Origin of the sequence: Sulfurovum xiamenensis, from assembly GCF_030347995.1 — a bacterium.
Taxonomy (GTDB): Bacteria; Campylobacterota; Campylobacteria; order Campylobacterales; family Sulfurovaceae; genus Sulfurovum; species Sulfurovum xiamenensis.
The window spans coordinates 407,111-433,071 of record NZ_JAQIBC010000001.1 but is presented as its reverse complement, the minus strand read 5'-3'; the positions used below and the strand labels follow the sequence as shown (position 1 = coordinate 433,071).

Here is a 25,961-nt window from a genome sequence, read left to right as displayed (position 1 = left end):
AAACTACATTGATGGTCTAAACTATGTAATGGAAAATCCAGATGCTGAAATGCCAATGAGAGATGATATCTCATTAGAAGACAGAGCAGCACATAGAAATGTTGTAGAAGACTAATCTTTAGTCCTTCTTAGAGACTACCTTCTGGTAGTCTCAATAGTTACCCCTTTAACCCTCCCAAAACTTAAACTTATTTTAATACTTTATTAGGTAAAATTCCGCCCGAATACTCTCCACTACATCTCATTTTGGAAGTAAATTAATCGCTTAGGAATATAAGTATGGAACAAACATTATCAATCATCAAACCAGATGCAGTAGCTAAAAATGTTGTAGGACAGATTCTTGCAAGATTTGAAGCAGCAGGCCTTAGAATTGCAGCAACGAAAAAAACTAGACTTTCTCGTGTAGATGCAGAAGCATTTTATGCGATTCATGCAGAAAGACCTTTCTTTAAAGATCTTGTAGATTTCATGATCTCAGGACCTGTGGTTGTCACAGTACTTGAAGGTGAAAATGCAATGGCTAAAAACAGAGAGCTGATGGGTGCTACAAACCCTGCTGAAGCTGAGCCTGGTACGATCAGAGCAGACTTTGCTGAGAGTATCGATGCAAATGCAGTACACGGTAGTGACTCTATTGAAAATGCAATAAATGAAATTAACTTCTTTTTTGCACAGAGAGAAATTCACTAAGCTTAAACTGTGAAGATAGCTTTTGACAAGGTAGGTTCTACAGCGAAACCCATTGAACTGAGTTCAGAGGGGATAACGCTGGAAGGCACTTTAAAGAAGAGCGGTTATCATCAAGTAACTTTAGATGCACACATGAGTGGCAGTATCGAGTTGGACTGTGATAGATGTGGAGACACATATAACTATGACGTGGACAATGAACTGCAACTTAGACTGAGCGATATAGTATCCGAAGATAAAGATGATTTAGATATAATTGAGTTTTTAGATGGCGAAATTGATCTTTCGTACATACTACAGAGCGAAATAAATACATTTAAAAATGCTTATAACTATTGTAGCAAATGTGTCGATAGTGATGAAGATTTTGAAGTAGAATATTAAATAAAATTGTAACAAAGGATATAAAATGGCAGTACCTAAAAGACGTGTGAGCCACACAAGAGCAGCGAAAAGAAGAACACATTACAAATTGACATTACCAATGCCAGTGAAAGATGCAGATGGAACATGGAGAATGCCTCACCACATGAATATGACTACTGGTGAGTACAAAAAAACTAAAGCGTAATCTTAATGATCAAGATCGCGATTGACGCTATGGGCGGGGACTTTGGTCCTGAGCCTATTATAGAAGGTGTGGTTCAAGCACTGGAAACTGAAAAATTCCTCCCTATTTTAGTAGGTAACACTGAAGAGATACGCTCTTTCCTCCCCCCGTATTATGCAGACAAAGTTGAAATTGTTGAAGCTTCAGATGTCATATCGATGAGTGATCAGGCAACGGATGCACTCAAGCGTAAAGAGTCATCTATCTATAAAGCGGTAGAACTTGTACGTGAGAAAGAAGCATCTGCTGTCGTTTCAGCGGGTCACAGTGGTGCAACCATGACATTGGCTACATTGCGTATAGGGCGATTACCGCATATCTCAAAGCCTGCACTAGCCACATTGATGCCAAGTGTTGTATCTACCAAAACATTGGTACTGGATGTAGGTGCGGTCACAGACTGTACTCCTCAAAACCTGTATGAGTTTGGTGCGATGGGTGAAGCCTATGCACAACAGATCCTGGGTATAGCATCACCTAAGGTAGGGCTTTTATCGAATGGATCCGAAGATTCCAAGGGGAATACTTTGACAAAAGCAGCCTTTAAACTCTTACAAGGTTTAAAAGGTTTTGTGGGGAATGTCGAAGGTAGAGATATCTTTAACGGGAATGTGAATGTAGTGGTCTGTGACGGTTTTACAGGTAATATACTACTGAAGACCAGTGAAGGCGTGGTATCGACTATCTTTACGCTTATGAGACAACATATCCGAAAGTCATTACCGGCAAAGATCGGTGCACTGATGATGAAAAGAAAAGTGTTTGGCAATATGAAGAAGCAAGTTGACTATGCAGAGTATGGTGGAGCACCGCTCTTGGGTATTAATGGATGTGCCATTATTTCTCATGGTAGTTCTAACGCTAAAGCTATCAAAAATGCAATATTCCAGGCGATTCGCTATACAGAGTCAGATGTCAATAAAACCATAGAAATTCTTCTCTCTGACAATAAATAAGTCTAAGGTACCTGTGTACCTTAGACCAGCCACCAAGTGAAAACACCCCCTAAAACTTATAAATTTATGGTAAAATAACAGACTTTATATTATTCGTTAAGGACAACTATGTCACCAATTAAACCCATATATGCGGCATTCAGATCTATAGGTGCTTATGTACCTGAAAAGATTTTATCCAATGCAGATCTTGAAAAGATGGTAGATACCACCGATGAATGGATCGTAAAGCGTACGGGTATAAAAGAGCGTCATATAGCTGCAGAAGATGAGTATACAAGTGATATGGCTGCAAAAGCCTGTGAATTGGCAATAGAGCGTTCAGGTCTCTCAAAAGATGAGATAGATCTGGTTCTCTGTGCAACTGTGACACCTGATTATTTCAATATGCCTTCTACAGCATGTCTTATTTCAGACAAGATCGGTATTAGAGATGTTCAAGCCTTTGATATCTCTGCGGCATGCAGTGGATTTGTCTATCTGCTTACGATCGCAAAAGCATTTATAGAGTCTGGAATGAAGAAAAATGTTCTGGTGGTTGGAGCGGAAAAGTTCTCTTCCGTTGTTGACTATACAGATAGGAGTACTTGTATCCTGTTTGGTGACGGTGCAGGTGCTGCAGTAATCTCGGCTACATCGAATAAAGATGAAGCCTTTATTGATATCCATGCAAGTGCAGATGGATCTTATGCAGACTTTTTGGTGACACCTGCACCTGGTGCAGTGCATCCTGCAAGCCAAGAGGTGATTGATCAAGGGCTTAATTTTGTGCAAATGAAGGGAAATGAAACCTTTAAACTGGCAGTGAAAACATTGACAAAAGATGTCAAAGAGATACTTGCCAAAAATAATATCAATGCGAATGATATACCGCATTTTATCCCGCATCAGGCAAATTACCGTATTATCAAAGCAGTAGGGGATGCACTGAAGATGAGAGAGGATCAGGTGGTTCTTACTGTAGGTAAATACGGGAATACTTCTGCTGCTTCCATACCTATGGCATTGAATGATATTTGGGAATCAGGCAGACTACAAACAGGTGATCTTATGCTACTCGATACTTTCGGTGGCGGCTTAACATGGGCCAGTGCACTGCTTCCTTTTACTGGAAAATCAAACACTAAATAGGGTATAAAATTGAAAATAGGGTTTATCGGTGATATTGTAGGTAAACCAGGGCGTTTGATGATCAAACGTCATTTAAAACGTCTCAAACAAGAGCATTTTGTAGACTTTATGATAGCCAACTATGAAAATGCGAGTCATGGTTTTGGTTTAACGGAAAAAAACTGCATTGAACTACTGGGGTACGGCATCGATATGATGACGGGTGGTAACCATAGTTTCGATAAAAAAGAGATCCTTGATATCTTTGAGCGTTACCCTCTTATACGTCCTATGAACTATCCTAAGGCTACACCGGGCAAAGGTATTTATGAAACAACGCTTCTGGGACATAAAACAGCGATTTTAAATCTTATGGGGCATTATACAATGCCCATGGCTGATAATCCGTTTACGATGATCGTTGAAGAGGTAGAGAAGTTAAAAGCACAAGGCTTTAAACACATCATTCTTGATATGCATGCTGAAGCAAGTTCAGAGAAACAGGTGATCCTGCATATGCTTAAAGATGATGTCTCTGCAATACTTGGAACCCATACCCATGTTGCGACAGATGATCTGCAGATCCATGAAGGCTGCTGTTATGTAACAGATGTAGGCTTAACCGGTTGTCGGGACGGTGTGATAGGAATGGATTCTGAAGTACCACTTAAAAGAGTACTTACAGGACTTGGAGGTCATTTCAATGTACCTGATGAATGTAAAGCACTCCTTCAAATGGTTGTATTTGAACTCGATGATGAAGGGCGCTGTATAGGGGCTGAGAAAATCAAGATCTATGATGATAAACCCAAAATTGTGACACAGGCATGGATGGATATCTAAAGAGAAGAACTCTCTTTAGGTATTACGCTTAATCCTTACTTTTTTAGGATCAAAGAGAGCGATAGCTTCTTTAATCATAGGTTCTTCCAGCAAGGTGGAGGGATCTTTCTCTTTGGCTGCTTCTGTCTCTCCGGCATCCGGAGCGATACAGGAGCTTTTCATTTCGATATCTTCTATCATGGAAGCCGAATCTGCATCCTGATGTACAGGAGCCTCTTTTTGAGGCTCCTCTGCTTCTTCCTCTAGGGGAGCACTATTCACTTTTTTTTTAGGGATATTTACAATCTTCGTTTCAAAACCGAAAATATCTTTCACGAACATATTGATCAGTCCCCAATGTGTAATGAGCATTTTTTTATCTTCACCTTCTGCCATAGAAGCCCATGTCAATTTATTATCTTCAAAGTTCTCAAAAGAGATATTACGTTCGAAACAGGCACCTAGATCATAGTCTCTGTCATACAGTTTTTGTACCAGGGCATCAAATGTTTTTTGATGTGGGTTTATGGCTGGTGTAGAAGGTTGTATGACTTCTGGGTGGGTTACCGGTTGTATATCGGCAGGAGCTTTTTCTTCTTGTGCAGCTTGTATAGGAGAAGTAGGTTCATTGTCTATGACCGGTGTTTCTGTAATCTCAGGTGAAGCTTCATCGTTTTTCTCCTCTATGACAGGTTCTGCTTTAGGTGCTGCAGTTTTAGGAAGTGTAGCGTCAATCTCCTCTTCAGTGATCGTGATGACCTCAGAGGATGCAGTCAAATCACTTGAGGGAGTGGTCACCATGATCTCAGAGACTTCAACTCCTTGGAGCTCCTGTTCCAAGCCACGTATCATGGTATCGATATCTTTGATCTCTAAAGACTCCATCATTTTAAAGAGCGCCAGGGAGAGTACAAATCCATTATCACTTCCAAGAGCAAGTAAGCTTTTAGATTCTGCAATTACCCTGAAGAAACGCTCTATGATCATCGGGCTGAACTTGCCTTTGGCATTGAGCAGCAGATCTTTGAGATAGAGTGTCAATTCATCCAGGATCATTTCAGCTTCATAGTCTGCTGCCATTTTGATAAAGGCTAATACTTTTGCCGTGTCTTTGGCCATGATGTCGGAGAGCAATGTCTCCAAGTGACTAGGTTCAATGATACCAAGCATCCCTGTAACCGTATTCACATCAACGAAATTCTTAGAGTATACAATGGCCTGATCCATCAACGTTAGAGAATCTCTCAGACTCCCCGCACCAGAACGCGCGATGATGTCCAAAGCCTCTCTTTCATACTCGATGTTCTCAAGGTCCAGGATATGTTCCAAGTGCTTGAGTACAAGGTTTTGAGGGATTTTTTTGAACCTGAAATGCTGTGTACGGGAGAGGATGGTCGCAGGCAGTTTTAGCGGATCTGTCGTTGCGAGAATGAACTTCACAAAATCAGGCGGTTCTTCAAGTGTTTTAAGCAGGGCATTAAAGGCTTGATTGGTAAGCATATGCACTTCATCGATGATAAAGATCTTGTAACGTGCGGAGCTCGGCTTGTATTTGGTATGTTCAATAAGGTCTTTAATGTCATCTATACCACGGTTGGAAGCGGCATCCATTTCGATGATATCCATATGGCTGCTTTCACTTGCCATCATACAATGTGTACAGGTACCGCAAGGATGTGAAGTCGCACCTTTTTCACAGAGTAGTGCTTTAGCAAAGATACGTGCGGTCGATGTCTTACCACTTCCTCTTAGTCCCGAAAAAAGGTAGGCATGAGAGAGTCTTTTGCCCTCAAGTGCAAGTGAGAGTGTTTGTGAAACTGATTCTTGTCCGATGAGGTCATCGAAGGTTGCAGGACGGTATTTTCTTGCTAATGCTAAAGACAAACAAACTCCTTGGTTTTATTGCTATTATTGTAGTTAAATTTTACTTTTGATTGGTATAAAAGTGACAATAATATTTTACATAAGTTTGGATTCTGGAAGTAACTCTTGACACACGGACATAAGGTAGAGGGGGGATAAGATATCTATCCCTTTCAATGCATCTCTAACCCCATATTGGATATAATCCCCCTTATTAAATAATCACAACAATGAAGCGAGAAAATATGAGTTACAATCCAAGTGAGATTGAAGCCAAATGGCAAAAACAGTGGGACGATGAGCAGGCATTTGAGCCATCAGATTCTTTAACTCAGAAGAAAAAGTATATTTTGAGTATGTTTCCTTTTCCTAGCGGAAGACTGCATATGGGTCACGTACGCAACTATGCAATCGGTGATGCGATCGCGCGTTACTACAGAAAGCAAGACTACAACGTACTGCACCCGATCGGCTGGGATGCATTCGGTATGCCTGCAGAGAATGCTGCGATCAAGCATGGACGTCATCCAAAAGATTGGACCTATTCTAACATCGACTATATGAGAAAAGAGCTTAACTCGTTAGGCCTTTCTTTTTCTAAAACACGTGAGTTCGCTACCTGTGATCCGCTTTATACCAAGTGGGAGCAGGAGTTTATCATCAAGATGTTTGCAGAGGGATTGCTCTTTCGTGAATCCACGACAGTAAACTGGTGTGAAGATTGTCATACGGTTTTGGCGAACGAGCAGGTGGAAGAGGGATGCTGTTGGCGTTGTGATAACCCTGTCGAACTTAAAGAGATGCCGGGGTATTACCTCGATATCATCAAGTATGCCGATGAACTGCTTGAAGACCTGAAAATGCTTGAGGGTAAATGGCCAAACCAGGTACTTACTATGCAAAACAACTGGATCGGAAAGTCTCAGGGACTCGAGTTTGAATTTGAACTGAGCGAAGAGAGTAAGGCAAAGCTTGACGGCAAGTTTGACACATACTCAGTATTTACTACCCGTCCTGATACGATCTACGGTGTTAGCTACTCGGCACTTGCTGCAGAACACCCTATTACGAAGTACATCGTAGAGCATAACTTAATCGATGAAGAGACAGCAGGTAAGATCACAGTGATTGCAAATATGAGTGAGCGTGAAAGAGCACAGGCAGACAAAGAGGGATATCCGCTTGGAATCACTGTAGTTCATCCACTCACAGGAGAAGAAATCCCGGTATGGACAGCGAACTTCGTACTTGCAAGTTACGGTGGCGGTGCTGTTATGGCTGTACCTGCACACGATGAGAGAGATCATGAGTTTGCAAGCAAGTATGACCTTCCGATCAAAAGAGTGATCAGCGGTGGAGAAGAACTGCCATATACGGGTGAGGGTGAATTGGTGGATTCCGCTGCATTTACCGGATTGAATAATTATGAGGCTAAGGCGAAAGTCATCGCAACCTTTGAAGAGGCAGGATTTGGTAAGGGTACGACTAACTTCAAGCTACGTAACTGGGGTGTAAGCCGTCAGCGCTACTGGGGTGCGCCGATCCCGTTTGTTCACTGTAAATCTTGTGGACTGGTACCTGAAAAGATAGAAAATCTTCCGATTGCCCTGCCTGAAGATGTAGAGATCACTGGTGAAGGAAATCCGCTTGAAAACCATCCGACATGGAAACATTGTAAGTGTCCAAAATGTGGAGAAGAGGCTATTCGTGAAACAGATACACTTGATACCTTTGTACAGTCAAGCTGGTACCAGTTCCGTTATGCAACCAATCCTAAGAAGTGGAATGAGGTAGGTATCGATAAAGAAGAAGCGAATTACTGGCTGGGTGTTGACCAGTATATCGGCGGGATCGAACATGCGATCCTTCACTTACTATATGCAAGGTTCTTCACGAAAGTACTTCGTGACCTGGGATATGTCAATATCGATGAGCCGTTTAACAGATTGCTTACACAGGGGATGGTTACCATGGATGGTGCGAAGATGAGTAAGTCCAAGGGGAATACCGTAGACCCTGATAAGCTTATCGAAGAGTATGGGGCAGATACGGCAAGACTCTTTATCCTTTTTGCTGCGCCACCGCAAAAAGAGCTTGAGTGGAATGATAATGCTGTTGAGGGTGCCTTCAGATTTATTAAAAAACTTTATGACAGAGCGGATAAAGTCACAAGTAAAACATTGCCTGTGATTGAGCACGGAGCCCTTTCAAAAGAGTCTAAACTTGCACGTCAAAAGATCTATGAGGCATTACAGAAATCAGCAGATGTATACGAAAAGACATTTGCGTTCAACACACTGATTGCAGCGTGTATGGAGGCGATGAACGCGCTTGATAAACAAGAAAGCACTGAGGTATGGAGCGAGGGAATGTATGTGATGCTCAACCTCCTTGAGCCTATCATCCCGCATGCAGCAAGTGAACTGAGTGAAGTACTCTTTGAAAGGGAAAACCTCAAAGCACTACTTGAAGTAAAAGAAGAGGTGTTTGTTCAAGAGAGCATCCTTTATGTTGTGATGATCGGCGGGAAGAAGCGTACGGAGTTTGAGATCTCTCCTAGTGCCAGCCAAGATGAGATCCTTGCAAAAGCTAAAGAAGAAGGTGCTAAGTGGCTTGAGGGCATGCAGATCGTCAAAGAGATCGTTGTACCGAATAAATTGGTCAATTTAGCTGTAAAACCGAGCTAAACAATGATAAGAAGAGAGGGACGTATGCGTACTACTGTAAAATTTTGGATGACTATTAGTATGATGTTACTTGTCAGTGCATGCGGATATAAACCCTCTTCTCATGTGATCCAACATGTTTTTTCCGATACTGTGTATGTAGAGGTGCTTGTTGATAGGGCTGAGCCTGAAAATGCACCTTATGTAAAAGATGAGATGAACCGTCTGGTCTACACACGATTTAAGGGGCGTATCGTTTCTAAAGAAGAGGCACAAAGTCAAATCCGACTCTCTTATGCAGGAAGCAGCTTTATACCACTTTCCTATGAAAATGGTTATGTCACTCGGTACCGTGCAGTTATCAGAGTGAAGTTTGATATGGTAACTAAAGCAGGTAGAGAAACGAAAACCATTAGTAGTATTGTTGAATCAGATATTCAGGCAAGTTCATTGACCTCTTCTGCATTGAGAATAGACGCTATACGTATAGGACTGGGGAAAGCATTGGATGAGTTCTTGGCATATGTGAGTGCTAAAGGAATGTTAAAAGAAGTAAAATGATGGACTCTTTTGATACATTTCTTCAAAATAAACCTCTTTACTATAAAGAGATAGACCACGAGCGTGTACACATCGCCTACGGACAATTAAAATCTCATATTAAACACCCTAGAACCGTGCATATCGTAGGTACCAACGGAAAGGGTTCAACTGGCCGTATGATCGCGCATCTGGCCTATAAAAGCGGTCTTAAGGTGGGACACTTCTCATCCCCCCATATCTTAAAGTTCAATGAACGTATCTGGCTCAATGGCCGTGACAGTACAGATGAAGTGCTTGAAGTGGCGCATCAAAGACTTTTTGGTATCCTGGGTAAAGCGTTGAGTGAAAGTTTGAGTTACTTTGAGTATACGACACTGTTGGCTTTTATTGTCTTTGAAAATTGCGACCTGATGGTTTTGGAAGCTGGATTGGGCGGAGAATTTGATGCGACGAATGTCTGTGATAAAGCACTCTCTGTCATCACGCCTATAGGCATTGACCATCAGGCTTTTTTGGGTGAAAGTATCGAAGCCATAGCCGGTACAAAGATACGAAGTATCCAAAAAAAGGTGTTACTGGCACCACAAGTCTATGATGAGGTACTAGAAGTTGCCAAAGAGATAACAGAGGTGAAGGGTGCTAAACTCTATCTTTCCAAATGTCCAAGTGAGAGAGTGACACAATTAGGAGTTATTGCAGAGGAAAGATCCTGGGGCAATTATCTGGTAGAGAATGCTTCAGTGGCACTACAGGCTTTGGATATTTTGGATATCTCCTATCAGATCGATGATCTACGCACATTGGAACTTTTTGGACGTTTTTATCCCTTGACAAAAAACATCCGTATCGACGTGGGACATAATCCTTTAGCGGCAAAGGCCATAGAGAAAGCTTTAGATAAAAAGGTGGTTCTCATCTATAACAGTCTTGATGATAAAGATTATGAAGCAGTGCTGCAAACACTGAAACCCAAAGTCAAACATGTGGAGATCATTCCCATCGATTCACAACGAGCGACCACTTTAAGCGAGATAGAAAAAGCCATTCAAAAAGTAGGTATTGACTATAGCTACTTTGAGGGTAAGATAGACAAAAATGAGCAGTACCTGGTATTTGGGTCATTTTATGTTGTAGAAGAATTTTTAAACAGGATGCAAAAGAAGAGTGATGTACCAAAGTAATATTTACGAATACCTAGAAGGGTTACAGGAAGAAAAACTCCTTATCTGTAAAGATGACAAGGAAGCAGTTCAGATACGGGATATAGCCGTTTTACTTGGATTTGACACCTTTGTACTACCAGACCTTCGAGTGAGTGTAGGGGAAGATCTGCGTGCGTATGATGAAGAGATACATCTATTGTTTATACAGTTGGCTTCGTTCTATAAAAGTACAAAGAAAAAGATACTTGTCTCACCGTTGCGTACATTGCTTATCCCTTTCCCAAAAGCAGAACTGTTTGAGACCCGCACTATAGAATTCGGTGATACTTTAAATATGCAGGAACTCAAGGATACCCTCTATCAGTGGGGATACCATTTTACGGATATTGCTGCGAGTCATGGGGAGGTCTCTTTTCGTGGTGATATTATAGATATCTATCCTATAGATGCAGACAAACCTTACCGTATCTCTTTGTTTGATGAGGAAGTAGAGACCATCCAGTACTATGATGAAGGTACTCAGAAACGTTCCAATGATGAGTTGGAATCCTTGACTTTTACACCGGCATTTTTGGCGCTTAATAAAACCCAGCATGAAGCCCTTAAAAGCAGAACTGAACGAAGCAATTATGACACCTTTGTCAAAGACATCGATTCATTGGGGTTATGGCACCTCGATGATCTGGGGGAGAGTGCTTTAACACTTTTTGACGGCGTTTTGGCATCTGCTTTGGATGATGAACTCAAAGAAGTCTATGAGCTGGGTACACCACTTGTACCACGGGAGTCATTTTTACTTCCAGCCATTCCGGAAGGGCATAAATATTGTGATTTAGAAGCAGTAGACCCCAATAAATTACTCCAATCACACAAAGACAAAAAGATCACGATTATCGCTAAAAATGAGAGTATTGTACGTGGGTCAGAGCTGGAGTCGTTTCAAAATATAGCGTTTGTCTACCAAGAGGGTATCGTCAATCTTTTAGGTGCAGACAGGCTGATACTCTCACTCAATAAACCTGTGAAACGTAAAAAGGTAAAGAAAGCCACACTGGTACTGGATGAACTGAAGCCCGGTGACTATGTGGTACATGAAAATTACGGTGTAGGTATCTTTAAAGGGATAGAAAAACGTGATGTACTGGGTGCAACCAGTGAATTTGTAGTGATGCATTATCAAAATGAAGATGCGTTGCTCATCCCCGTCTCGAACCTTGAAGTGGTAGACCGTTATGTAGCTGAAGGCGGTGTATTACCGATACTTGACAAGCTGGGGAAAGCCAGTTTTAAGAAGCTCAAAGAAAAAGTCAAAGAGAAGCTTTTTGCGATCGCTTCACAGATTATCAACCTCTCTGCACAACGTCATTTGAAAAAAGGTATCAAACTCAAAATCGACATGGAAGAGCATGCTATCTTTATGGCAGAGGCCGGTTTTGTACATACCGAAGACCAGGAACGTGCCATCAACGATATGTTGGACGATATGAGTTCAGGCCGGATGATGGACAGACTGCTTTCTGCAGATGTAGGATTCGGAAAAACAGAGGTGGCAATGAACGGGATGTTCGTAGCGGTCAAAAATGGTTACCAGGCCATGATGATCGCCCCTACGACTCTGCTGAGTTCACAGCATTACAAAAGCCTTAAAGAGCGTTTTTCCGGTCATGATATCAAAGTAGCCAAACTGGACAGGTTTTCTACGACAAAAGAGAAGAATGCTACGCTTAAAGGGTTGCAGGAAGGAACTATAGATGTGGTTGTAGGCACCCATGCGCTACTCAAAGCAAAGTTCAAGAACCTGGCACTTGTCATTATCGATGAAGAGCATAAATTCGGTGTAAAACAAAAAGAGGCTCTCAAGGAGATCTCTATCGATGTGCACCTTCTTAGCATGTCTGCCACACCGATCCCAAGATCTTTGAATCTTGCAATGTCTGAAGTCAAGTCTTTCTCTGAGATCCTTACGCCGCCTACAGAGCGTCAAGGGGTACGTACCTTTGTGAAAAGTTATGATGATAAAGTGATAAAAGAAGCCATACTCCGTGAGATGCGGCGCGGCGGACAGATCTTTTATGTCTTTAACTCTATCGCTGGGATAGAAGAGAAAAAGAAGCAACTGCTTGAGATACTTCCCAAACTGCGCATCGCAGTGCTTCACTCTAAGATCTCCGCAAAAGAGACGGAAGATGAGATGATGCTTTTTGGAGACGGGGAGTATGATGTCCTGCTCTCTACTTCGATCGTAGAGTCAGGGATACATATGCCGCATGCCAATACCATGATCGTGGATGGTGCGGACAATTTTGGAATCGCAGATCTGCATCAGCTTCGTGGACGTGTGGGACGTGGAGTTAAGGAGGGGTACTGCTACTTTATGGTCACGGATAAGGAACGGTTGACAGAGAATGCAAAACGCCGTCTGCTTGCATTGGAGTCACATTCCGATCTGGGAAGCGGTGCAGTCCTTGCCTTCCATGATCTTGAGATACGGGGTGGAGGGAATATCATTGGTGAAGCACAGTCCGGGCATATCAAGCAGATAGGGTATTCCCTCTATCTGCGTATGCTTGAAGATGCCATTAAAGAACTCTCAGGACAAGACAAGGAAGTAGCACAGAATATCGATATGAAACTCTCCATTAATGCGTATTTGAATGAAGAGTTGATAGAAGAGGACAGATTGCGCCTCGAACTCTATCGGCGTCTCTCACTCTGCGAAACTACAGGAGAGGTCTATGAGATCGAGGCAGAGATAGCAGACCGGTTTGGAAAGCTCGATGTTATCACCAGACAGTTCATTGATGTGATCGTGATGAAGGTCCTGGCACGAGAAAAAGGTATCTCCAAAGTCTCTTCGTATGGTGAAAATGTCTTTATCGAATTCATAGATGAGGCCAAAGAGAGAGTGGTATTGAAATCACCTAGTAAGGATGATGATGACATTATCGCTACAGCCATGGGGTATTTGAAGTAGTAGACTCAGATATTAACCTTCAATTAACCTCACAAAAGTATACTTTTCACATAAAAATGTAGGAGAGTAACTTGAGTCAAACCATAGAAAACATCAAAACAGAAATCTCTAAAGTCCTTGTCGGACAGGATAAGATGATCGAAGGACTTTTGGCAGGTTTACTTTGTCGCGGACATATCCTGCTAGAGGGTGTCCCAGGACTTGCAAAAACGACCGCGGTCAATGCATTGGCAAAGACACTGGGACTGAACTTTAAACGTGTTCAGTTCACACCGGACCTACTTCCTTCTGATATCATAGGTACTGAGATCTATGACCCATCCAACAATACATTTAAGATCAAACAAGGCCCTATTTTCACCAACCTTCTACTTGCCGATGAGATCAACCGTGCTCCGGCCAAAGTACAGTCTGCACTCTTGGAAGTGATGCAGGAGAGGCAGGTGACCATCGGAGACGAAACCTTCAAAATTGATCTGCCATTCTTGGTCATGGCGACACAGAACCCGGTAGAACAAGAAGGTGCCTATGAACTTCCTGAGGCGCAGCTTGACAGATTTATGATGAAAGTGGTGGTCGGTTATAACACCAAAGAAGAAGAGTTGGAGATCGCAAGACGAGTAGCGAATAACAGCTTTGAAGAGATCCAGCAGGTAGCGACCATTGAAGATCTCAATAAGATCAGAGAAGAAGCGCTTCAGGTGCATATGGATGAAGAGATCGAAGCCTATATCATAGAACTTATTTCTGCAACACGTGATCCTAAGGCATACGGCCTTGAAGAGCTTGAAGCGTATATCGAATTTGGCGCAAGTCCGCGTGCGAGTATCGATATGTATAAGGCTGCGCGTGCGATCGCTTATTTGAAAGGGCAGGATTATGTGTCACCGATAGAGATCGCGTATATCGCCAAAGAGATCCTTCGCCATCGTATCATACTCTCTTATGAAGCACAGGCAGAAGAGGTGACACAAGATGAGATCATAGAGAAGATTTTAGCTGCTGTTCCAATTCCTTAGAGGTATTTGTTTTGAACAAAGCTGTAAAGAAAATTATCCTAAAAACCAAAAAGCAGGTTTATGGAGATATGCTGGGAAACAATGCCTCTCTCTTTCAGGGTGAAGGCTTTGAGTTTGCAGAGCTCCGTGAGTATGTCTATGGTGATGATGTACGTAAGATAGACTGGAAAACAACGGCAAAACTAGGCAAACCTTTTGTAAAGATCTACAAAGAGGAGCGGGAGCTTAATGTCGTGGTGGTTTCGATGCTCGGCGGGTCTGTCTATTTTGGCACCGTAAAACAAAAGTCGGACATTATCGCTGAAGTCGTGGCTACCCTTGGTTTTTCTGCTGTAAAGAACAGTGATCTCTTTTCACATATGATCTTTGCAGATCAGCTGTATGAAGCAAGCAAGGCAAGTAAAAAACTTTTTTCCGTACATAAAGCAGTGGAAGATGTCTATGCATTTGACCCGATAGGAAAAGAGGGTGATTTTTCTGCCTTGGTCGAGACGCTGCATAACCGTTTAAAAAAGAAGTCTTTGCTTTTTATCGTGTCTGACTTTGTAGGTGATATAGACTTGAAACTGCTGAGTAAAAAACATGATGTCTTTGCCGTGATGGTACGTGACAGGTTTGAAGAGAATCCTTCTGAACTTGGGTATCTCAGACTCATAGATATGGAGAGTAAACAGAGTTTTGAAGGAGATGTGAACAGTGCTACACTGAAAAACTACAAGAAAGCGTTACATGACAATGATGAAAAACTCTATAAACAGTTCAAAAAACAGGGGATACGGTTCTCCAAGATCTATACGCATGAAGAACCGGCACTCAAATTAATGAAAAGAATGAGGTGATAGTAATGGATACGAATGAAACAGCAAATGTAAACGAGCAACTTAGAGACATTAAACCTTTACTTGAGATACCGGACAGTTCTTATTATATCTATTGGGGTTTGATCGACTTTGCTATTTTTTTGCTACTGGCTATTGTATTTTTTATAGCGAAAAAACTTTGGGATAACAGAAAGATCAATCTTGCCAAAGGCTACCTTGAAGCCATGAAAAAGATAGACTGGAAAGAGACGAAGAAGTCTGCGTATGAAGCCACACATTATGCAAGACTTTTGGCAACAGATGAGAGACGAAAAGAACTTTTTTCTCAACTCGAACCACTACTTGAACAGTATAAATATAAAAAAGAGGTAGATACGGTAGATCAGGATACCCTGAATAAATTTAACCTTTATGTGCAGGTGGCGGATGAGTCAGTTTAGTTTTGAGTATCCATACCTACTAGGGGTATTAGTCATATTCATTCTTTGCAGCCACTGGTGTAAAGAGAGAAGCCGCGCTATTTTTTTCCCTCATGTCAATACACTGATGGCTAAGAGTGCAGGTAAGTCCTCCCTGCTCTCCGTGTTAAAATGGGTAGGGATCACAACCGCTGTGGTCGCTTTGGCTTCTCCGGTACTTACAAAAAGCTACTCGAATACAAAAAAAGAGGGACGCGACATCGTACTGATCATTGATTCAAGTGATTCGATGCGACAGCAAGGGTTTGACCCTTCCGATCCATGGAAAAACAAGTTTGATGTCGTTAAGGAAGTCGTGGGTGACTTTATAGAAAAAAGAGAGAATGACCGTATAGGTATGGTCACATTTGCAGACATTGCTTTTATCGCATCACCGCTTACCTTTGAAAAGAAGTTTTTAACAGATATCACAAAAATGCAAGAGATGGGGATGGCAGGGAAACGAACGGCGATCAACGATGCGATAGTACAGAGTTACAATCTTTTGAGCAAAAGCAAGGCCCAGTCCAAGATCGCTATTTTACTTACCGATGGTATAGATAATATGAGCAAGGTACCGTTCGGAGATGTGAAAAGTTTGATAGAGAAGCGTGATATCAAACTCTATGCCATCGGTGTAGGTGATACCCGTGATTATAATGCGCAGTATCTGAAGGCATTGGCAGATGCAGGTAAGGGACTGGCATTTGGTGCGCAGGATGCAGCGACACTCTCTCAAGTGTATGATGAGATAGACAAGCTTGAGGCAACAAAGATCGATGACAAAAAGATCGTACAGCATACCTACCTCTATATCTACCCGCTTTTCTTGGCCATTTTGAGTCTGTTGATGTTTGTCTATATTAGAAACAGTAGGGGTTTATAGCGATGAGTTTTGTCAATCCGCAGTTTTTTTGGGCACTGATCGTGCCTTTTGTCATCTTTGCATTTCTCATCTCTACAAATAAGGAGAGACTTGCCCGTATCTTTGATGAGAAGGTACTGAAACGTTTGAGTGCGACAGATGAGAGTATGCCTATGGTTGTACGTAACATACTGATGCTCTTAGCACTCTTTCTGATGATCGTTGCAATGGCCAGACCGGTGATTGAAAAAGGTGACAGAACAGTAGAGGTGCAGGGATTGACATTGTTGACTGCACTGGATATCTCCGGTTCTATGCGGAGTACCGATGTCTATCCTAACCGTTTGACCTTCGCAAAAAAGAAGATGAACACCTTTTTTGATGCCATGCCGAGCGATGAGATAGGTGTAGTGGCCTTTGCATACAGTCCTTTTGTCTTGGCACCTTTTTCGAGTGACAAAGAGACCTTGAAAATGATGGTGGAAGGTGTAGATGACAGCTATATCAACATGGGTTCGACAGATTTCTCCGCTTTGGGTGAGCTGGCAAGCTCTTTACTAGAAAAAAAGAAACCTAAGATACTTATTCTTTTTACAGATGGTGGAGATGAAGAAGCCATTGCAGGGTTTGCAGAGATACTGAAATCAAATAAGATCGACCTTTATGTTGTACTGGTAGGAACTGAAAAAGGAGCACCTGTGATCGACGAGAATGGCAAACCTTTCACGCTTGAAGACGGTACCATAGCGATCACTCAAAGAAACGATGCATTGGGTGAATTAGCCAAAGAGAATGATGGTGCATATGTGGTGGCAAGTACAGGAAAAGAAGATATAAAGCAGCTGGTTTCCGTGATAAAAGGCAAATATCAAAACCAGCAGAAGGGAGAGGTGACCGTGAAAGAGCGTGTGGAGTATTTTTATTATCCATTGGGACTTGGACTGTTGCTTCTGCTTATTTCATTGAGTTCGATGCCCAGAAGGAGAAAAGTATGAGAAGGATGATCTTAGTGATGCTAAGTACAGGTGCTTTGCTTCATGCCGGAATTACCGACTTCAAAACCATCAAAGAGGCAAATAAAGCTTATGAGGCAAAAGAGTATGGTAAGAGTGCCGCTCTGTTAAACAGTTTAGATACAAAGAGTCCTCAAAAACAGTATGACATAGGAAATGCATTATACAAAGATAAAAAATATGATGATGCGATCAAAGCCTATGAAAAGGCAGAAGGTGTAGATGAAGGAACTAGATTACATAATATCGGTAACGCTCAGTTCCAGAAAAAAGAGTGGGATAAGGCTATTGAATCATATGAAAAAGCCTTGAAGGTGAAAGAGGATGAAGATACAAAATTCAACCTTGAGTTAGCAAAAAAACAGAAGCAAAAAGAAGAAGAACAAAAGAAACAAGACCAACAGGACCAAAATAAAAACCAGGAACAAAATCAAGACAAGAAGCAGAAACAGGATCAAAAACAGAATCAAGAGCAAAAAGATCAAGATAAAAAACAGCAAGAGCAAAAAAAAGATCAAAAAGACAAAAGTCAAAAAAAGAAAGAAGATCAGAAGAAAAAAGAGGGTGATAAGGAAAAATCAGATGCCCAAAAAGAGAAAAAAGGTGATAACGAATCATCTGAAGCCAAAGAACCCAAGAAGATGAGTAAAGAGGAGAAGCTTAAAGAGCAAGAGTTAAAACGTCTTATGAAAAAGATGGGACAGAAAAAAACACCTACGATGATGTATCAGATGGGTGAAGGTAAAAAAGGTCAAAGGAGTGAAGATGCGAAACCTTGGTAAAGTATTATTGGTGTTGACATTGGTCTTACAAGTGATGCGGGCCGATGGTGTAGAGGCCACGGTATCAAGTACAGAGGTTGTCAGTGGTAATGCTGTTGAGCTACGCATTAAAGCCATAGGAGATGACGCAGAATTCCCGGATATTCAAAAGATCGATGGACATAAAGTCATTGGGACGAATTCTGGAAGTAGCAGTTCTTATAGCTATATCAACGGAAAAATGAAAAGTGAGCATGCGACGACTAAAACCTTTACTTTTATTCCTGATCAAAATGTAACGATCCCTTCTTATGAAGTGAAGATCGATGGCAAAAAGTATAACACCCAGCCTATTGAGATAAAGATCGTTAAATCCAGCGCATCATTAGGGCAGAACGGTGATATGTTCTCTTTGCAGATGCGTGCAAATAAAACAAAGGTGATGGTAGGTGAATCTCTCATGGTGACGGTCTATTTTGCTTTGAAGAACAGTGTAAGACTCTCACAGGATATACAGTATACACCGCCAAGTTTCCCGGGATTTACCGTCACAGATGTGGGTGATCAAAATGCCTATATCAAAGGCAACTATCAGGTTCAAGAGGTACGCTATCTTCTTACCCCTCAAGCAGAAGGGAATTTTACAGTAAGCCCGGCCTATGCCAAAGTAGGTGTAGCAGATAGAGGCAGAAGAGATATCTTCGGGATGACCTTTGGAACAAAATGGAAGCAGACAGCATCAAACACGTTGCAGATAGAAGTTCTCCCTCAGGCTCAAGAGAGTGATCTCGTAGGAGACTTCACGATCGATACAACGATTGATGCACAGGAGGTAAAAGCCAACAAACCGGTCAATCTAACCGTGAAGATAGAGGGGAAGGGTAACCTGGAAAGTTTTGAATTCCCTAAATATGAGATAGCTGGAGTAACCGTGTATAGCGATGAAGCTAAGGTAGAGACGAAGGTGATTGATGGAGAGCTCTATAGCAATTACAGTAAAAGTTTTGCCTTTATAGCTGAAGAGGATTTTAGGATCCCCACACGAAGCTTTTCTATGTTAAGACCAAAAGATAAACAGCTCAAAGAGCTAGCTGTGAATGCCTACGATATTACCATTAAGAAGTCATCGGCTGCATCTTCATCAAGTGCAAAACCCCATACAAACGGTGTGGTGCAAACAAAGATATCACAACCTGTACAGACCAAAGAGGTGGTAGTAGAAAAAGAGGTAGAGGTAAAAAGTGTAGCATGGTGGATGTTGGCAGCAGCTTTTGCTTTAGGTATGCTGTTCATGTCTACACTAAAATGGTTGCCTCTAGTCATAAGACGAACGGAAAGTCCTTATAACGAGTCAGAAGCATTGAAGATACTGTATGGTCATATGAGCGAGGATGCCAAAATAGAAGAGATGGTCCGTAAACTTTATGCCCGTAAAAACGGTGATACATCTGTCCAGATAGACAAAAAAATACTTAAAGAGATGGTGGATCGCGTTAAGCAGTCGTGAAAAGTTTCATAATGCTAGTAGGCTGTGTCAGTCTAAAATATCATGTAACGTATTGGCCTCTCTCATCCAGTCGTTCAACGTCTCCCACTCTTCATTCTCTACCATCTTTTGGCATTTTTTCAGTTCTGACTGAAATGAGTTGATGGCTTCAAGCACATTGCTCTTGTTTTGTCGGAAGATATCTTCCCACATATTGGGAGAAGATTTCGCGATACGGCTCATATCTTTAAATCCACCGCCTGCCAGTGCAACAATACTTTTTGAATCTTCCTGTGCCATGACAGAGTTTGCTAAGGAATAACTTATCGCATGGGGCATATGAGAGATGAATGCAGCATGTCTGTCATGCTCCTTTGCATCCATACAGACGATATTCATGCCTATGTCGGTAAAAAGTTTTTTGGCAACATTTTGTTGATGTACCCCACTTTTTTCAAGGTCACAAAGTACGACAACTTTGTCCGTATAGAGGTCTTCAAGTGCCGCAGTAGGCCCAAACTTTTCGGTACCTGTCATAGGGTGTGCCGCCACAAAATGATGCCGGATATCTGAAGGAATAGAAAGAGAGATCTTCTCTTTTGTACTGCCCAGATCAATCACGGTACATCTATCATTTAAAGGCCCTAATTGTTGAGAAACGGAGATAATGCCATCTACAGGTATACTAAGAAAAATGATATCACAGCTTTTGAGTGCTTCGGTAGAGGTACAGATTTCATCAACGAGACCGAGTTGAAGTGCTTGTGAGCAATGAAGTTCATTATGGTCCAGTCCTATGAAATAATAGTCTTTGGAATGTTTTTTAAGCGCAAGGCTTAAAGAACCACCCATCAGACCTAAACCAACTATACCGACTTTGATTTTAGCCATAAAATACCTACTTTCTTTTTTGAAAGAGTATAGCATGATTTATCTGTTTCTTATGAGATTCTTATTGAAAAACAGATAGAATAGTGGCAAATTACACGAAGGCTTAATGATGATCAAAAAGACGGTACTGGCTCAGATATTACTTTCTTGGATGCTTATAGGTTCACTCCTTTCAGCTCAGAAAGTCACACAGATTAAATTTGAAGGTCTTTCGCATCTTTCTCCAACATCTGCAAAAGAGATCGCCGGCATCCATGTAGGTGAAGAGATAAATGCTGGAAAGATCAATACTTCTATTAAAAAATTTTTTGCGCAAGGATATTTTAAAGATGTGTGGGTAGACCAACAGGGTGGGATACTGATTTATCATTTTAAAGAAAAAATGGCTATCGCAAATGTCGATATCAAAGGGTATGGATCAGGTGATGATGGTATGAAGCTTTTGGAGGGTATAGGCCTTAAAAAGGGTGATCTCTATGATGAGAGACGTGTGAAGAAAGCCAAAAGAACACTGATCGCCAAGTTGGAGAGTCAAGGCTATTACGACACAGTGGTTGATGTGAGTACAACACCTATAGGGGAAAGCAGTATTGCGATCGCGTTTGATGTCAACAAAGGTGAGAAGATCATTATCGAGGAACAAAACTTCGTAGGTGCTGAGGAGTTGGTTCAAAGTGATCTTGAATTAGAGCTGGCGAACAAAGAAAAAGATTTCCTTGGTTGGATGCCTTGGAGAAATAATGGTGAAGCGACGGTAGACCAGCTTGAATATGATGCGTATAGAGTCAAAGATGTGTATATGAGACATGGGTATTTGGATGCTTATGTAAGTAAACCGCTGATGAGGGTAGATTTTGGTTCTTATAAGGCTAAAGTAGATTATCAAGTTATTGAGGGTGTACAGTATCGTGTAGGAACCATAGGCATCTCCCAGGATGTCAAAGGGCTTGATACCGAAGATCTTAAAGATGAACTGATATTGAAAGAAGGTAAAATATTTAACATTAAGCGTATGCGAAAAGATATAAGTATTTTGGAAGAAGAGGTCGGTAACCTTGGTTATGCATTTGTCAAAGTTTCTCCGCAAATGCATAAAGATCCCGAAAAGAAGATCATTAACCTTAATTATGTAGTTCAACCAGGAGAAGTTGTGACGATCAATGATGTGATCATTTCGGGTAACGACACGACTAAAGACAGGGTGATCCGCCGTTATATCTATTTGGCACCTGGAGATACATTCAGTGCCAGAGATCTTAAAGACTCAAAGAATGCATTGGGAAGAACAGGATTCTTTGAAAAAGTCGATGTTGAGAGTCAAAGGATCTCAGCAGACAAGATCAATCTTCTTGTAAAAGTAAAAGAGACCTCCACAGGTACGATCTCTGCGGGTGGTGGATACGGAAGTTGGGAAGGGTTAATGTTTAATGCCTCTATTTCAGACAGAAACTTCTTTGGTTCGGGTATCAATACGACTATAGGCTTTGAAGTATCAAAAAGGTCAACTAATTATACGCTCTCTTTCGTCAATCCAAAAGTGTGGGACAGTATGTATAGTCTGGGTGTAAGTCTTTACAAAAAAGAGTATGAGTATATAGATTATACACAAGATCAGTTAGGTGGATCAGTGAACATAGGAAGGGAATTTTATAGATATTTCCATGCTTCCGTGGGGTTGGGATATGTCGATAATCAGTCAACAATGAATGATACAAATTCCACATTGTTCGATAACTATTATTTTAATCTTTATAATGATCAGTATAAAAAGACTTCCCTGTTTGCAAGTATAAGTTTTGACAACACAGATGATTTCTATGTACCAAGAGAAGGAATGATCGCAGCACTGAATTTTGAATATGGACAATTGGATGGAGATGATTATAATGCGACGCAATATCCTAGTGGTTTTGCAGATATTTTTAAGACAAGTGCAAAAGTAGGATTCTTTTATGGCTTGGAAGATTGGATCGATTATGATCTTATCTTACGCCTTAAAGGAAGAATGACAACGATTCTAAGTGATGATGATGCATATCTTCCAATCGCGGAAAAACTCTTTTTAGGGGGGATAGGATCAGTCAGAGGGTATAACCCTTACTCTCTTTCTCCATTGGATCCAACGACATATACACGTACGGGGGGTAAACATAGAGCCTCTGCAAGTGTTGAAGCCAGTATTCCTCTTTCTGAGGCAGCAAAGATGAGACTGGCATTCTTCTATGATTACGGTATGATCGGTGAGGATAGTTTTAATGAGATCACAAGATCATCTACGGGTGTGGTGGTTGAGTGGCAGTCAGGATTTGGACCGATCAATCTCGTATTCTCGTATCCGATAGATGAAGAAGTTGATGATCGAACACAAGCATTTGAGTTCTCCATGGGAACCAAATTCTAGAATCACCCCATTCAAAAGGCAAGGTTTACTCCTTGCTCGCTACCTCCTATTTAAATCCCCAATTTTTTATTTTTAGGCAATGTACTTTCATCTTCTATAATGATGGCAAACGGTATGGGTTTTTCTAAAGCTTTTACTTTCTCTTTTGCCAAGTATAAGGGTTTGTCAGAGATGATACGAAGCGTTTTATTTGTATAGGTAAATGTGATGCCGGCATTGTTAGAAGCTTCTTGTAGAAGTACGGTAAGCGTATAGATAAAGCTTAGCCAAAGCAGTGTACTTTTTTCCGGAAGAAGTGGTTTGTAGTGTGTAAAGAGAGGTTTGTTTAAAAGCTCTTTTTCATTCATCCGCAACAGGAATGATATAAGAAGTATCTCTTCATGGGTAAAACCATGGTTGAGCTCTTGCATGGCGATATAAAAGGCATGTTGATGTGATCTATAAACCGTCAGTGTTTGTCCAATACTGGAGAGTTTTACTGCCCATAGAAGTTCTTTTTCATACTGTTTATTATCATTAATATCTTGTTGCAGCACTGTATAAAGGTTTGAAGCCAGTTTACGTTTTGTTTTCTGGTTTTTTTGTATATTGACCAGAGGTTGAAACCTATCTAAGATAGAGGTAACACTGGGATTAATACGGCTTGGAAATTTGAGGTTATCTTTTTTAAGAAGTTGCTCAAGATATACCCCTTCTCTTACACCGGCTGCACTTGAAATAACCGTTTCTGTACCAATATGGGAGAGTATTTCATTGAAGATCAGTGTCCCTTCACGTATGGTGTCATAACGGTTTTTTTTCAATCCGAATCGTTTAAGGTTCTTGGCACTTGAGAGCGGGATGGCATCGAGGTAGGATCTATGTTCACTCACATTATAGGTAAAAGCATGGAGTTTATCTAAAGGGTATGCAACTTGTTTCATAATACCCTTAGAGAGTGTTCTTGCAGTCCCACCTATACCAATGGCCAGTGTATGTCTAAAATGCTCTGGAAGCTTCTCTAATTCATGTTGTATGTATGCTTTAGCTTTTTCATTGATCTCTGAAGGGTTCACACCTTTGTCAAAAAAGAGTTCTTTGAGTCTTACGGTACCAAGATCAAGGGAGTAGGTATCGACGATGTATCCATGTTTTATAAGTGTCATATCGGATGACCCCCCTCCGATATCTATACTAATCCCTTCACTGATAGGCAGTAAATTCACTGCAGCTATACCACCATATTTTGCTTCTTTGTTGCCATCGATCACTTTGATGGAAAGTCCAAGTTCTTTTTGTATCCACTGGACAAACTCTTTTCCGTTCGGTGCATCTCTCAGTGCAGACGTAGCGATACAAAGTGTTTTATTTGCCTGATATTTGTCTATGGTATGAAGGAAGGATTTTAAGGTGAAGTAGGCTCTTTTGATACCGATGGGTTGAAGATACCCCTCTTTTTCATAAGCAGCTTCACCAATACGAACTTTGGATTTTTGTTCGCAAATCAGATGAAAGCCATATCGACTTGTTTTTTCAAAGATCACAAGTCTTGCTGAGTTCGAACCGATATCAATGATAGCAGTTCGTTTTGACATAGATTATTTACTCTTCTTCTTGCAGTTTATCATATTTGAATTTTAACTCTTCAACGGTCTCACTATTGTCAGGATCGGGGATAATACAGTCTACAGGACAAACCGCGATACATTGAGGTTCGTCAAAATGACCTACACACTCTGTACATCTGTCAGGATCGATAATATAAACCGGATCATTTTCTTCGATTGCCTCATTAGGACACTCTTCTCTACATGCATCACATGCGATACATTCGTCAGTAATCATTAATGCCATGGTTTCCTCTGTCTTATGTTATTTATACGAGTTATAACGGAACAAAGCTTATGCTTAAATTAAATTATCTGTGAATTTATAATAAAATTTTACTTTGGTAGTTTTTCGGTAAAATAGAACAGGATGTATCATCTATTTTTCCAGCAATTTTGTACCATATTTTTTGATGAAATCATAGACTCTATCTCTCATTATAGCATGGTAAAAAGGAGTAGTTTTATATGCTGAATGAAGTATTTTCATCCAAATGAGGAGGAAAATACTTCAATGTGCTCTTAGGGGCGTTTGATCTATGAGATCTTTTTAGGAAAACAGAATCTATAACCGCGTCTTCTGACCGTTTCGATCGTAGTGATATCTAAAGGTTTATCCATCTTTTGACGGATCTGGTTGATGGCAACTTCAATGACATTCGGTGTTACCAGCTCCGGTTCTTCCCAGATCGCATCAAGCAGCTGCTCTTTAGAGACGATCTGATCTTTATGCATAGCCAAGTGTGTCAAGACTTCAAATGGTTTACCTTTAAGTTCTATCTCTTCACCCTCATAGATGATCTTCTCTTCTTCAGGATTAATGATGAGGTCTTCTATCTCGATAATGTTAGAAACACCAAATCTTAGTTTTGCCTCAATACGTACCAGTAAAATATCATAATCAAGAGGCTTTCTGACAAAATCATCGGCACCGGATCTCAGTGCTTTGATCTCGCTCTCTTTGTCCTCCCGTTCAGAAAGAACAATGACGGACGTTTTGTGTGCTTCTGTTTTGATAGTAGAGATAATATCCAGATTCTTATCACTGCCAGATGGCCATCCCAGTAGTACTAGATCGTAGTTTCTGATCTGCAGAAAATATCTTGCATCATCAAGATTTTCAGCTACATCATTCTGATAACCTTCCTGTGTCAACGTATCTGAAAGTGTCTTACTCTGTGCCACTTCATCTTCTATGATCAATATTCTCATAACATGCACCTTTTTTGAATCTTTAAGATTTATTTAATATTATAGCAT

23 protein-coding genes are annotated in these 25,961 nt (G+C 41.1%); 18 read left to right on the top strand and 5 right to left on the bottom strand.

All coding sequences use genetic code 11. From position 1 onward, the window contains the following. Nucleotides 1-279 precede the first annotated feature (279 nt). The 6 genes from ndk (at nucleotide 280) to PF327_RS02210 (ending at nucleotide 4,212) form a co-directional block, all read left to right on the top strand. Nucleotides 280-693, top strand: a complete 414-nt coding sequence (gene ndk / locus PF327_RS02235; RefSeq protein ID WP_008244457.1) for a nucleoside-diphosphate kinase — start codon at nucleotides 280-282, stop codon at nucleotides 691-693. A 9-nt stretch (nucleotides 694-702) separates the two neighbouring features. Continuing rightward, nucleotides 703-1,077 (top strand): YceD family protein, encoded by a 375-nt coding sequence (locus tag PF327_RS02230; RefSeq protein WP_008244456.1) that lies wholly within the window; start codon nucleotides 703-705, stop codon nucleotides 1,075-1,077. Nucleotides 1,078-1,102: 25 nt separating this feature from the next. Beyond that, the gene (rpmF, locus tag PF327_RS02225) at nucleotides 1,103-1,264 is read left to right on the top strand and encodes a 50S ribosomal protein L32 (protein ID WP_008244455.1); all 162 of its coding nucleotides are present in this window, start codon (nucleotides 1,103-1,105) and stop codon (nucleotides 1,262-1,264) included. Between the two features lie 5 nt (nucleotides 1,265-1,269). Next, nucleotides 1,270-2,259: a phosphate acyltransferase PlsX gene (gene plsX / locus PF327_RS02220; protein WP_008244454.1), complete on the top strand. Its 990-nt coding sequence runs from the start codon at nucleotides 1,270-1,272 to the stop codon at nucleotides 2,257-2,259. Nucleotides 2,260-2,367: 108 nt separating this feature from the next. Continuing rightward, nucleotides 2,368-3,390, top strand: a complete 1,023-nt coding sequence (locus PF327_RS02215) for a beta-ketoacyl-ACP synthase III (RefSeq protein WP_008244453.1) — start codon at nucleotides 2,368-2,370, stop codon at nucleotides 3,388-3,390. 9 nt (nucleotides 3,391-3,399) lie between these two features. After that, the gene (locus PF327_RS02210) at nucleotides 3,400-4,212 is read left to right on the top strand and encodes a TIGR00282 family metallophosphoesterase (RefSeq protein ID WP_008244452.1); all 813 of its coding nucleotides are present in this window, start codon (nucleotides 3,400-3,402) and stop codon (nucleotides 4,210-4,212) included. A 15-nt stretch (nucleotides 4,213-4,227) separates the two neighbouring features. Here PF327_RS02210 and PF327_RS02205 read toward each other — a convergent pair whose 3' ends face one another. Then, a complete protein-coding gene (locus PF327_RS02205) occupies nucleotides 4,228-6,075 on the bottom strand; it encodes a DNA polymerase III subunit gamma/tau (RefSeq protein WP_289401142.1) in 1,848 nt (615 codons plus the stop codon). 224 nt (nucleotides 6,076-6,299) lie between these two features. On the opposite strand from PF327_RS02205, the gene leuS reads away from it, so the two are divergent. The 11 genes from leuS (at nucleotide 6,300) to PF327_RS02150 (ending at nucleotide 19,844) form a co-directional block, all read left to right on the top strand. Beyond that, a complete protein-coding gene (gene leuS / locus PF327_RS02200; protein ID WP_289401141.1) occupies nucleotides 6,300-8,741 on the top strand; it encodes a leucine--tRNA ligase in 2,442 nt (813 codons plus the stop codon). A gap of 3 nt (nucleotides 8,742-8,744) precedes the next feature. Beyond that, the gene (lptE, locus tag PF327_RS02195; protein WP_289401140.1) at nucleotides 8,745-9,281 is read left to right on the top strand and encodes an LPS assembly lipoprotein LptE; all 537 of its coding nucleotides are present in this window, start codon (nucleotides 8,745-8,747) and stop codon (nucleotides 9,279-9,281) included. Then, the gene (locus PF327_RS02190) at nucleotides 9,278-10,444 is read left to right on the top strand and encodes a bifunctional folylpolyglutamate synthase/dihydrofolate synthase (protein WP_289401139.1); all 1,167 of its coding nucleotides are present in this window, start codon (nucleotides 9,278-9,280) and stop codon (nucleotides 10,442-10,444) included. The genes lptE and PF327_RS02190 overlap by 4 nt, the downstream gene beginning before the upstream one ends. After that, nucleotides 10,431-13,400, top strand: a complete 2,970-nt coding sequence (mfd, locus tag PF327_RS02185) for a transcription-repair coupling factor (RefSeq protein WP_289401138.1) — start codon at nucleotides 10,431-10,433, stop codon at nucleotides 13,398-13,400. The genes PF327_RS02190 and mfd overlap by 14 nt, the downstream gene beginning before the upstream one ends. Before the next feature lie 71 nt (nucleotides 13,401-13,471). Then, nucleotides 13,472-14,419, top strand: coding sequence for an AAA family ATPase (locus PF327_RS02180; protein ID WP_289401137.1), 948 nt, complete (start codon nucleotides 13,472-13,474; stop codon nucleotides 14,417-14,419). A gap of 11 nt (nucleotides 14,420-14,430) precedes the next feature. Continuing rightward, on the top strand, nucleotides 14,431-15,258 hold the full coding sequence (locus PF327_RS02175) for a DUF58 domain-containing protein (RefSeq protein WP_289401136.1): 828 nt from the start codon (nucleotides 14,431-14,433) through the stop codon (nucleotides 15,256-15,258). A 5-nt stretch (nucleotides 15,259-15,263) separates the two neighbouring features. Continuing rightward, complete coding sequence (locus PF327_RS02170; protein WP_289401135.1) at nucleotides 15,264-15,680, top strand: hypothetical protein; 417 nt, start codon at nucleotides 15,264-15,266, stop codon at nucleotides 15,678-15,680. Then, a complete protein-coding gene (locus PF327_RS02165) occupies nucleotides 15,667-16,584 on the top strand; it encodes a vWA domain-containing protein (RefSeq protein ID WP_289401134.1) in 918 nt (305 codons plus the stop codon). The genes PF327_RS02170 and PF327_RS02165 overlap by 14 nt, the downstream gene beginning before the upstream one ends. 2 nt (nucleotides 16,585-16,586) lie before the next feature. Further along, on the top strand, nucleotides 16,587-17,558 hold the full coding sequence (locus PF327_RS02160; protein ID WP_289401133.1) for a vWA domain-containing protein: 972 nt from the start codon (nucleotides 16,587-16,589) through the stop codon (nucleotides 17,556-17,558). Beyond that, the gene (locus PF327_RS02155; RefSeq protein ID WP_289401132.1) at nucleotides 17,555-18,358 is read left to right on the top strand and encodes a tetratricopeptide repeat protein; all 804 of its coding nucleotides are present in this window, start codon (nucleotides 17,555-17,557) and stop codon (nucleotides 18,356-18,358) included. Before PF327_RS02160 ends, PF327_RS02155 begins: the two co-directional genes overlap by 4 nt. Further along, entirely contained in the window at nucleotides 18,342-19,844 is a 1,503-nt protein-coding gene (locus PF327_RS02150; protein ID WP_289401131.1) for a BatD family protein, read from the top strand. Before PF327_RS02155 ends, PF327_RS02150 begins: the two co-directional genes overlap by 17 nt. Nucleotides 19,845-19,871: 27 nt before the next feature. Here the strand turns inward: PF327_RS02150 and PF327_RS02145 are convergent, their stop codons facing one another. Continuing rightward, nucleotides 19,872-20,714 carry a prephenate dehydrogenase gene (locus PF327_RS02145; RefSeq protein WP_008244403.1) on the bottom strand — a complete coding sequence of 281 codons (843 nt, stop codon included), beginning with the start codon at nucleotides 20,712-20,714 and terminating at the stop codon, nucleotides 19,872-19,874. 109 nt (nucleotides 20,715-20,823) lie between these two features. Between PF327_RS02145 and bamA the strand changes: the two genes are divergently transcribed. Continuing rightward, entirely contained in the window at nucleotides 20,824-23,115 is a 2,292-nt protein-coding gene (gene bamA / locus PF327_RS02140; protein WP_289401130.1) for an outer membrane protein assembly factor BamA, read from the top strand. Between the two features lie 50 nt (nucleotides 23,116-23,165). Here bamA and PF327_RS02135 read toward each other — a convergent pair whose 3' ends face one another. The 3 genes from PF327_RS02135 to hsrA form a co-directional block, all read right to left on the bottom strand. Then, entirely contained in the window at nucleotides 23,166-24,689 is a 1,524-nt protein-coding gene (locus PF327_RS02135; protein WP_289401129.1) for a Ppx/GppA phosphatase family protein, read from the bottom strand. A gap of 7 nt (nucleotides 24,690-24,696) precedes the next feature. Then, a complete protein-coding gene (locus PF327_RS02130) occupies nucleotides 24,697-24,948 on the bottom strand; it encodes a YfhL family 4Fe-4S dicluster ferredoxin (protein WP_008244398.1) in 252 nt (83 codons plus the stop codon). Between the two features lie 290 nt (nucleotides 24,949-25,238). Next, nucleotides 25,239-25,913, bottom strand: coding sequence for a homeostatic response regulator transcription factor HsrA (gene hsrA, locus PF327_RS02125; protein ID WP_008244396.1), 675 nt, complete (start codon nucleotides 25,911-25,913; stop codon nucleotides 25,239-25,241). Nucleotides 25,914-25,961 lie beyond the last annotated feature (48 nt).